Consider the following 9,664-nt stretch of genomic DNA (forward strand, 5'->3'; position numbering starts at 1 on the left):
AGTCCCCAGTCCCCAGTCCCCAGTCCCCAGTCCCCAGTCCCCAGTCCCCAGTCCCTTACCTCTAGAGTGATTCAGAAATCAAATCGGATTGCTATATCTCCCTACGCAGGTTTATCTCGTTTACGGTAAATTACTGATAAATACTAATACTCATCTGGTTGAGAAATTGATTATGACTCCCAATGAAAATAATACTCAGTCAAATATCAACGAATTGCCTTCACATTCAGGTACACGATATTGGGGTGAAGTAGAGGTGATCGAAGAGGGAGAAACCTATAGAATTAGTCGTGTTGAAATCAAGCCCAGGCATGGCATTAAACCACAAATCCATTATCACCGCAATGAACATTGGGTTGTAGTTTCCGGTGTGGCAAAGGTGACTTGTGGCGATGCGGAAATATTACTGAATCGAAACGAATCAACTTATGTCCCCGCAGCAACACTACATAAGGTAGAAAATCCTGGACATATCCCGCTAATTATTCTGGAAATTCAAAATGGTGAATATTTGGGTGAGGATGATACTGAGCGCCCTTATGACTTAAATTTGGTCTAATCTGTAGCTGAAGGACAGTAAGGGCTAGGGGAGCAGGGAGCAGGGAGAAGAATAGAATTTTCCCCTCCGCTCCCCGCACCCTGCCCCTCTGCCTCTTTTCAATGCCCAATGCCCAATGCCCAATGTTTAATCAAAACCACCCTTCTTGTTCCAGGGTTTCAATCAGCTGCAAGCCACGGGGATCGCCCACTCCTAACAGTGAGGCTTTGGCGTCTTCCCGGACTCCTAAATCTTGGTCTTCGGCAAAGGCTTGAATTAGGGCATCGATCGCTGTGGCATAAACTACATTAGAAGGCAATTCGCGGCACAGTTGACCAATTGCCCAAGCACTGTTACTTCGCACAGCTGCTACGGGATCTTGGACTAAGGCTTCAATTAATGGTGGTGTTGCTCCTATAACTGCTTCATAACCCACTTCTGCCATCTGTGCTAAGGCGCTAGCAGCCCACAAACGTACTGCGGAAATGTCTGTTCTTAAGGCGTTTGCTAGGGGTGCTAAAGAACGGCGATCGCGACAGTTTCCTAAAGCCCAAACTACACCTTTACGCACATAGCCATTCCAATCGCTGTTTAGTTGAGCAATTAACGGACTCACTGCCTCTAAACTGGGATTGCGTCCGATGCCATAAGCTGCGCTCACTCGCACTAAGGGACAGTTATCAGTTAACAGGCGAATCAGATGGGGGGTAGCACGGGCATCTTCTATATCACAAAAAGCACGTGCTGCTAACATTCTTTGCTGGGGCTGGGGATTTTCCAGCAAGGCTAGCATCACTTCTGGATCGGGTTTTGCCACAACTGATTCGGCAGTTAGTGGCTCTATTTTATCTAAGGGGCTTTCTAGCTCCTCCTCAATATCGAGTAGGCTTAGATCGTCTTCGTCATACATAATTTAATTTCAATCCCGAAAAGGGATTAACACATAATCCCCCGCGCCAATAAGTTAAAGCTTTATATATATTAGTTGGGTTCTTATACATTTTCCCTTCTTCCTCGTTGAGTTTTATCCAAACGAGAACCTCCATAACTCAGACACAACAGTATGTTATCGCTATCCTTGAGTTTCTTTTTCTGCACTCAGGAATTTTACCATCCAGATGGATTGGGTTTGATAACCTAACTGATTGTAAAGATTCAATGCGGGTTTGTTGGATTGAAACACTTGCAGTCCAATCTGGCGATCGCCTCTTTGAATAGCCCAATTTTCCACATATCGCATCAAGGCTGTACCAATACCCCGTCGCCGATGTTCTGGTACAACGTAGAGGATAAAGATATGAGCATGACGGTTCCCATGTACTTGATCTATGGCATTGCCCACCCAGAGGCAAGCAATAGGGGGATGGAGAGCAGAGGGGCAGAGGGGCAGAGGGGCAGAGGAGAGAGATTCTTTATTGCTCCCCCGCTCCCCTGCTCCTCGGTCACTGAGCGTAGCCGAAGTGCCGCTTCCCCGCTCCTCTGCTCCCCTGCTCCCCTGCTCCCCCTCCTCTTCTACCCACCATAAGGGCGTATCGCTAGAAAAGTATTGCTTAACTGTTTGCTCTAGGTGGGAAAAATCCTCATTTGGAAAAATATCCTGGTAAGTTCGCTGCATAAATTTAAGCAGCAGCGATCGCTCCAAAGCAGAGCCACGGCGAATAATATATCCAGGTAGTAGTTGCTTAGACACTTGTAACGTTTATTGACTTAGCTAGCTCGCGTTATGTGCTGCTGGTGGTAAATCAGTTGGAGTCGGTTGAGAAATTATTCCTACCTCTTCAATTGGTGCAGGTGCGGCCATATCAGAAGGTAAAAATATCCGAGCGCTGACTGCGACTAGGGCAAAGAGAAATACCAATACTGCAAGCAGTGGGGCGATGTATTGACGAAAAATAGCCATATTTTAATTTCAAAGGGAGCTACGAACTTTTATGAGAACTTAGCTGAAGATTTGTGAAGTATTCTTGATTTATTTTAGCAATTTTCTGTGTACGGGAATTGGACATAGAGAAGAGACAAGGTAGAGAGGGAGACAAGGAAGAGACTTGTTCAATACATTCCCTCATCTCCCTCATCCACTCCCTTACTCCCGCTGGCGATCGCGCTCTAAGTCATCAAGTACTCTTTCGCAATACCAATTCTCCGGCATCCCAGGATAAGTTTCCTTTGCCTGTTCAATTAACCTTTCGGCAGCAACAGTATCACCGGATAATTTAGCGATTAGCCTATTTTTGAGATAACTATCAGATAAACCCTCCTCTACCTGGTTTGGTATCCCTTGATTTATAGTTGATGGCCGGGACTGCTCTCTTCGCAATTGCCAAAATAAAACGTAATAAAGTGTACCAAAAATTAAAATTAGGCTGAGTGTTCCGAAAAAAGTTAGGAGGTTAAATGCTAGAAATCCCAGAACTAACTGCGAGAGAACATACCCAAGTAATAAACCAGTGAGTAAGAGGATGAATGTGCCGACAGCAATAACTACTTGATTCCCCATATATCCTCTTCTTCGTCCTCAAGTCCTGGTCTGGATACTGCCACTGGCTGAGGGTTCCAGGGGGCAAATACTGGCAATAGGAGTAGTCCTGGTACAGCGGCGGCGATGGTAATTAAGAAAAATATAGGCCAACCCGTGCTTTGGGCGATCGCGCCTCCAGGGGCCGCCAGAATATCGCGGCTGACAGCCATTAAACTGGATAACAAAGCATATTGGGTTGCGGAAAACCGCTGGTTACAAAGACTCATCAAAAAGGCAACAAAGGCTGCTGTCCCCAATCCACCACAAAATTGTTCTACGTTGATGGCAAGTACCATAGCTTGGTAGTTTTTACCGATGTATGCTAGAAAAAAGTAAGCTAAATTACTTACTGCTTGTAGAATACCAAAAACCCAAAGTGATCGATTGATGCCAATAGCACTCAAAATAGAACCACCTACTAAAGCACCGACAATCGTAGCAATTAACCCCATCCCTACTTGAATTGCTCCAATGTCGGTTTTAGTAAAACCAGTTTGTAGCAAAAAAGGCGTGGTCATATTGCTCAATAAAGCATCACCTAGCTTGTATAGGGTAATGAATGCAAGCATTAGAATAGCTTTAATAATACTTTGACGCTGAAAAAATTCTCGAAAGGGCAAGATTACAGCATCACTTAGAGAAGCTGGAGGGCTAATTTCCTTGGGTTCTGGCGCGAACAAGGTGGCAAAAATACCTATTACCATTGTTCCGGCCATAAACAAGTAAACCGATGACCAAGGCAGTTTATCAGCAAGTATCAAGGCTAAAGCACCTGCGACTAACAGGGCAATTCGATAACCTAAGATAAAAACTGCTGCACCAGCCCCCATTTCAAGTTTTTCTAAAACGTCGGTGCGGTAGGCATCAGCAGCGATATCTTGAGTTGCACTGATAAAGGCGATGACTATGGCGTTGATGGCTAGCAGCTGTAACGCTTGTTTGGGTTGTTGGAAAGCCATGAGTGCGATCGCTACAATCAAAGCAATCTGCGTCAAAATTAACCAACCCCGTCGTCGTCCCAAAACTGGTAAGGCGAACCTGTCCAGCAGTGGCGACCACAGAAACTTTAAGGAATAAGGCAAACTCGCGAGGCTAAACCAACCAATAGCGGCTAAATCTACCTTCTCTACGGTCATCCAAGCCTTTAAGGTATTACCGATTAACAATAACGGTAAACCCGATGAAAAACCTAAAAATAATAAAGCCGCCATCTTGCGACTACCGAAAACTCCCAGTAGCGATTTAATTTTCCTCATTGTTTTAACTTTTAGCCTCTTTTGAGGAAATATCAATAAAATACAACGAGGAAATGCAAAAGTATATCATGTAATTAGTACCTATAAAGGTTTGAATTATCGGAGCGGCAGGAGTTCCTTATATAATCCCGATCGGGGATTGAAACTAGTCATCGCTGCTGTGTGATTTTTCGCAAACATGACAAACTACCAAGATTTACTTGGGTTAAATACAAATTCAGGATAACCTTATAGCGTCAGCGTTTTCTTAACTTTCCTAAATTGGATAAACCTGATGCCCCCTGATTTCTACTCTGTGTGCGCCGAGGCATTTTTCCCAACCTTCACGCGTACCAATGTCGCTTTTTTGGTTAAGCAGCCCTAATTTCTGTTCTTGTTGGGTGAGTTTAGCAAATTCTTCGTAACCAGGGTAGTTGTTGGTAACAAATGTTTCCTTACGGTGCAAAATCGGCGGATTTGCCCTAGTTTCGTAGTCTCGATGAGTGACGAATAGGGTTTTTAAATCAATACCGATGCTGGCTTTTAATGCCGGGTGGGGATCAGTGTCAAATTCGGGATAAGACAGATAGGATATTTGCGGCTTATCAGTGTGATATTTAATTAATGTGGCTTCATCAATACGCCCAATGGTACGGCTAGCGCAACCTTCACAAATTCGTAGTACGGGATCAAGTGCTGCTAATGCGGAAACATGGATGTAAAGCGCACCGCGCGTGTGTTTACCAATTTTGCTTTTTTCGCACGCAGTTTGAATCACCCCAGATTTGCCTAAGCTGAAAAGCTTTTGGTCGGCTACTTGACAAGCTTCCTCATAGCTACTAAAAAAGGCTTTGATATCGTGACGCATTTCTGGCGCTAGCTTTTGCCATGCAGGGCGTCGATCGAAGTGGGTGAGGGCGAGATAAACTTGGATATCTAGAGAACGACGATAAGCGATCGCATCCCATTCAGCCTCATCAGTAGCTTGTAAAACTACACCAAAGGCGCGGCGGAAGTTACCAAATTCGCTCAGTAATTCTTGTTCATTTTCCAATTCGCCTTTCACAGGTAATCTACCGCGCTTGGTAAAAAACGTCATGAGTGGTTGTAGCTGTTCTTCATAGTCTTCAAACCGCTTAATGGGGATGCGGACTCGCGGTGTAGAAGTGGTAGAAAAGAAGCGGATAGCCTTATAACTTTCTTTTTCAGCTTCATCTCGAAAAACAAAGTAAACGCCTAGTGCAATCGGGACTGCATCGACATTTAGGACTTCATCAATATAAGTTTTGAGTTCTTGTTGTTCGTAATATTTCTGAAAAGTATTGCGGCGCGTCACAATGCCATCATTGTAAGCAAGTTGGGTTTTACTGGGAGCGTTAATCAGGATTTGAGCCGCGACAATTAAAACTTTCCCAGTGAGTTCCCAGGCTTGGATTAGGCTTTGACGGCGTTCCTCTGAGTCTTCAATGACGTTGAGGACATAACCTAAGTTGACCACATCGGCGGCGGTGCGTGGTATATCAGGATAATAGTAAGGGTCCCAACCTGCACTGGTGTAACCTAAGTTTTTTACTCGCTGGACATCACCACCGTAGCCGCAACCATAGTCAAAAAAAGTGGTGTCTGGATTCAGGATTGCCCATTCTATTGCCAATCGCACGGGGCGAGATATATCAGTACGAGCGATCGCAGCTCGATGACGCTCAATTTCTAGCGCTTCAGGCATAATATTAGTTTCAGTTAACAGTGAACAGTTAACAGTCAACTAATATCCTTTCAATTTTTAACCGCTAGTTCAATTAAATCTTCAATTTTCTTGATATTTGGATCGCCTGCTAAGTAGCCAATACCGCGATGCAAATGTAAGCGGAATTGGGTGGCGAGGGTTTCTTTGTCGGTGGGATAGCCGTCGTTGTGACAGCGTTGCTTGAGGGCGATAAGGAGTATATCGGACATTTCGCCACCAAAGACGCGCCAACTCATTTCGACGTTGCTATCTTGGGGGATTGGGACGGGGGAGGGTGTGGTTGATTCTGCGAGGGAACGACAAAACGCCCAACGACAAAGGATATTCCATTGGTCGATTTTTGTGCTGCGCTTAAGTTTGGTAAGTTGGTCTTTGGCTGTTTGCGAAAGTTTTATTCTTTCGATTGGTGATTCCATAATCTTCCTAAAAATTAAAGTAGTTTTCGGTCATAAACCCAAACAGTAGCGAACCGCAGTTTCAACTTCAAGCATCTTGGAGTCAGAAATATATCTACTACCAAAAATATCCTGGTTGTATGGTTGTTTGGCGGGTAGTGGAGTCATATTTAAGCAGATATTCACGAGCGATCGCTTCGTTTTCTCGCAGTGTTTCAACTTCTTTTTTGCCAATTTCGGTATCTGTAGATAACAAAATCACTTGATGGCTGGCTGATGGAAAGTAACGTTCAACTAAGTTACTGCGGTGAGAGGAGTCTAGTCTACCTAGTGGCGTATCGATTGCTACTGGTAGGCGGTGTCCAGAGACTTTGGCTAAACCCCAGAGGAATGCGATCGCAAGTAGTTGTTTTTCGCCTGCTGATAAACGATGTTTAGGGACTGGTTTACCATTTAAATCGTAAAGCAAAAGGCTGAAAGTCTTGGTATCAATAGTGATGCGATGCACTAAGTCTGATTTATGGAGAAGATAAAGGAAGCAATTTTTAACTTCCTCCTCTAATTTATTCAGTTTTCGCAGAGTTAATTTATCCCGAAAAATCTTGAGTGTGTTTTGAACTTTAGCCGCAGAGGTAATAATATGTTCGCTATTTTTATGTTTAATATTTTCTACAGTATAATCACTTAATTCTCTTTTTGACTTGGCAATAATAGTTTCTAATTCAGCTAAACGGCGGCGGATTGTTTCGTAATTTGCTTTAGCTTCAACGACTTGATTTTGTGCTGATTCTAATGCTTGACGCAGCTTTGTATAATCTTCTGGTGCTGCTGCTGTTTGCACTTGCCTTTCTAGAGTATGAATTTCTTCTTCTTTATTTTTGAGAATAGCTAATTTCTCTTTTGCAGAAAGTTTAGAATTTTGTAAGTGATATATCAGATTATCTAGCTGACTTAAAGTTTCATCATCAGCTAATAACCAAGGTGCTTCTATCTGGATAGTCTTTGCATATAAATTATCTACGTCTTGGATTAAAAATGATTGTATTTTTTCAACTTCTATCGGAGAAAATTCTACTTGATTTAGCCAAGTGAGTAAGCGCTGATCTCGCTCAATTAACAAATCTTTAGAAATTTGTATCTGTTGATGGCGAAATTCTTTTTCCCCCTGTATTTGCGCCTGATTAAGCAAATTGGGAATTAATGCCAAAGGTAAAATATCAGCCGCTAATTCACACATCGACTGACGTACTTGTTCGATTTCCGCAGTTTTTGTATGCTGTTGTAGTTCTAGTTGATTGCGTTCTGCTGCAATCTTCCCACCTTCAGAAATAAATTTATCAAAAGCTTCTTGCTGCTTTTGTTCTAACTCTTCTACCTGATTTTTGAGAATTTCTACTTTCTCTTCTGTGGTTTGATAATCTTCTTGCTGTTGGGTTAACCTAGTTTCAATTTCCTCTAGGTTTGCTAAATCTTTACTATTACCAACTTCTTTCAGTTTACGGTTAACTAAAATATCTAAATCAACTGCTAAACGGTCTGCTAACTCTAACCCTAAAAGTCCGCGAATTGCATCTACTACAACTGGTGGTGGTGTTTCCTGTTCTGCAAGTTCTTTAACTTGTTCACCATCAAAGAGAAATAAGTTGGAAATCCCTAATGGCAGAAGATTTTCAATATATTCATCCCAGATATTAACTAAAGCATCAGGCCATGTATCACTGTCACCTAAAATACCTAATGTATCTTTCCCGTCTTTAGGATTTTTTGTCCAACTACGCACAACACGGTATTTTATTGGTTTATCGTTTTCAATATGTTCAAAAAGTAATTCAATCCGGGTATCTGCAACTGGATCTATTTTGTTGTTAACACATTGATTGAGAAAATCGTTATAACTTAAATTCCCACGGGTAGAACATTGGGCACGAGCGCCATAAAGGGCGAGACGAATGGCATCCATAAGGGTGGTTTTTCCGCCGCCATTCATACCACCTAATAGGATAATTGGACGCGAATTTTCTTCATCAGTTTTTGGGTTAAGATTGATTACCTGTTTGCCACTGTAGGGGCCAAAGTTTTGTAATACGAGTTCAAGAAATATCATAATTATTTGAATATTTAAGTGCAATAACACACTTTTTAATTTTGTGTATTCTTGCGTTACTATTAATGGTTTTTACCTTTAAATTTGATATTTGCCCAATTTTGAGATGTTACATCAGGTTCTATAGGAGATATTGTTGATATTTGGTCATTGGCTATTACATTAACTTCATCTGGTATAGCTATAATTTCATCTCTAACCTCGTCTTTAATATCAACATCCCCCAAAGTTAACTGCTTAAATTTTTCCTTAAATTTTATAATGTCACCATCAGTAATTGCTTCTCTTAAATCGCGTTTTAAATGAGCATGATCAATTGCATCTTTTTGGGAACGCGAACTCGTATCAAAACATTTCTCTAAAGTGTTGTATATTCCCGTGCGACGAGCTTTTTTGCGATATTGGTATTCTGTGTCTAATAGCTTTGCCATGAGTTCCAAGTGCATAACATCGCCTTCACAGATTTCTTCTAGTACTGCCCATTCATCTAGACCTAACAGGCTATAGTCAGCACCAGGACGGGGATCTTGAAATTCTTCGCCAGTCACTTCTTGATAAATCCGGGGTAAACTATCATCAAATTCGTGTCTTTCTTCTAGCCAAATGCGACGAATTTCACTCATTTCTTCTAAAGTGATTAGGGTGATGTCGCGCATATTTTCTGGCGCTGTTTGACGAATTTGTTTTTCAACGGTAAGTAACTTTCTTAGCCAATCCTCCCGCGCTTCTTTAATAAACGGGCCAGGAATATGTTCAATAGATATCCCATCTTCTAAGTTACGTTCATAAAGTTGGACACCACCATTTCTACGTCGGAAATCTCTTTTATCACGGGTTTCTTCAGCATCCAATTCTTTACGGAAATCAAGTAAAGGTTGCATCCACTCTTTCTCTTCGTCATTTTGAATCATCGCCGCCAGCGATTTATCTTGACTAACCAGCGTACAAACCCAGCAACCAAAACGCGAGCTACCACAACTAGGAGTAGATGTATCGACAACTAAAGGACATTCATTATCAGCAGAAGCACCTCTATAGAACCCATTTGATATCTTTTAGACGAGCAAGTAGAATCAACAGAAATTAGGTGCATTGAAACAGTTTAGGGTTGAAAATGGGGTATTCAA

The 9,664-nt window shown here is 42.2% G+C and carries 9 protein-coding genes and 1 pseudogene; 1 reads left to right on the plus strand and 9 read right to left on the minus strand.

The features are described 5' to 3' along the window. Window positions 1-172 precede the first annotated feature (172 nt). Window positions 173-559, plus strand: coding sequence for a phosphomannose isomerase type II C-terminal cupin domain (locus HWQ44_RS18845; RefSeq protein WP_292721561.1), 387 nt, complete (start codon window positions 173-175; stop codon window positions 557-559). 130 nt (window positions 560-689) lie between these two features. On the opposite strand, the gene HWQ44_RS18850 is transcribed toward HWQ44_RS18845, so the two are convergent. From HWQ44_RS18850 to dndC, 9 genes and pseudogenes are all read right to left on the minus strand, one after another. Further along, window positions 690-1,448: a HEAT repeat domain-containing protein gene (locus HWQ44_RS18850; RefSeq protein ID WP_292721563.1), complete on the minus strand. Its 759-nt coding sequence runs from the start codon at window positions 1,446-1,448 to the stop codon at window positions 690-692. 162 nt (window positions 1,449-1,610) lie between these two features. Continuing rightward, window positions 1,611-2,228, minus strand: a complete 618-nt coding sequence (locus tag HWQ44_RS18855; RefSeq protein WP_292721566.1) for an N-acetyltransferase — start codon at window positions 2,226-2,228, stop codon at window positions 1,611-1,613. A gap of 21 nt (window positions 2,229-2,249) precedes the next feature. Next, window positions 2,250-2,438, minus strand: a complete 189-nt coding sequence (locus HWQ44_RS18860) for a hypothetical protein (RefSeq protein WP_292721568.1) — start codon at window positions 2,436-2,438, stop codon at window positions 2,250-2,252. A 183-nt stretch (window positions 2,439-2,621) separates the two neighbouring features. Beyond that, window positions 2,622-3,035, minus strand: coding sequence for an ABC transporter permease (locus tag HWQ44_RS18865; protein WP_292721570.1), 414 nt, complete (start codon window positions 3,033-3,035; stop codon window positions 2,622-2,624). Next, window positions 3,020-4,312, minus strand: a complete 1,293-nt coding sequence (locus HWQ44_RS18870; protein WP_292721572.1) for an AmpG family muropeptide MFS transporter — start codon at window positions 4,310-4,312, stop codon at window positions 3,020-3,022. Before HWQ44_RS18870 ends, HWQ44_RS18865 begins: the two co-directional genes overlap by 16 nt. Window positions 4,313-4,568: 256 nt before the next feature. Next, on the minus strand, window positions 4,569-6,017 hold the full coding sequence (locus HWQ44_RS18875; protein WP_292721575.1) for a DNA phosphorothioation-associated putative methyltransferase: 1,449 nt from the start codon (window positions 6,015-6,017) through the stop codon (window positions 4,569-4,571). A 50-nt stretch (window positions 6,018-6,067) separates the two neighbouring features. Further along, window positions 6,068-6,454 carry a DNA sulfur modification protein DndE gene (dndE, locus tag HWQ44_RS18880; RefSeq protein ID WP_292721577.1) on the minus strand — a complete coding sequence of 129 codons (387 nt, stop codon included), beginning with the start codon at window positions 6,452-6,454 and terminating at the stop codon, window positions 6,068-6,070. 97 nt (window positions 6,455-6,551) lie between these two features. Next, the gene (gene dndD, locus HWQ44_RS18885; protein WP_292721579.1) at window positions 6,552-8,537 is read right to left on the minus strand and encodes a DNA sulfur modification protein DndD; all 1,986 of its coding nucleotides are present in this window, start codon (window positions 8,535-8,537) and stop codon (window positions 6,552-6,554) included. Between the two features lie 62 nt (window positions 8,538-8,599). Next, window positions 8,600-9,574: pseudogene (gene dndC / locus HWQ44_RS18890) on the minus strand (DNA phosphorothioation system sulfurtransferase DndC); the annotation flags it as partial. Window positions 9,575-9,664 lie beyond the last annotated feature (90 nt).

The sequence above is a fragment of the Nostoc sp. JL34 genome (assembly GCF_017114945.1).
In the GTDB taxonomy this organism is placed as follows: Bacteria; Cyanobacteriota; Cyanobacteriia; order Cyanobacteriales; family Nostocaceae; genus Nostoc.

Bases quoted from the DNA above. Each gene is read 5' to 3' on its own strand.
- HWQ44_RS18845 (WP_292721561.1), top strand. From the start codon at position 173: ATGACTCCCAATGAAAATAATACTCAGTCAAATATCAACGAATTGCCT.
- dndE (WP_292721577.1), bottom strand. From the start codon at position 6,454: ATGGAATCACCAATCGAAAGAATAAAACTTTCGCAAACAGCCAAAGAC.
- HWQ44_RS18870 (WP_292721572.1), bottom strand. From the start codon at position 4,312: ATGAGGAAAATTAAATCGCTACTGGGAGTTTTCGGTAGTCGCAAGATG.
- HWQ44_RS18850 (WP_292721563.1), bottom strand. From the start codon at position 1,448: ATGTATGACGAAGACGATCTAAGCCTACTCGATATTGAGGAGGAGCTA.
- dndD (WP_292721579.1), bottom strand. From the start codon at position 8,537: ATGATATTTCTTGAACTCGTATTACAAAACTTTGGCCCCTACAGTGGC.
- HWQ44_RS18860 (WP_292721568.1), bottom strand. From the start codon at position 2,438: ATGGCTATTTTTCGTCAATACATCGCCCCACTGCTTGCAGTATTGGTA.
- HWQ44_RS18875 (WP_292721575.1), bottom strand. From the start codon at position 6,017: ATGCCTGAAGCGCTAGAAATTGAGCGTCATCGAGCTGCGATCGCTCGT.
- HWQ44_RS18865 (WP_292721570.1), bottom strand. From the start codon at position 3,035: ATGGGGAATCAAGTAGTTATTGCTGTCGGCACATTCATCCTCTTACTC.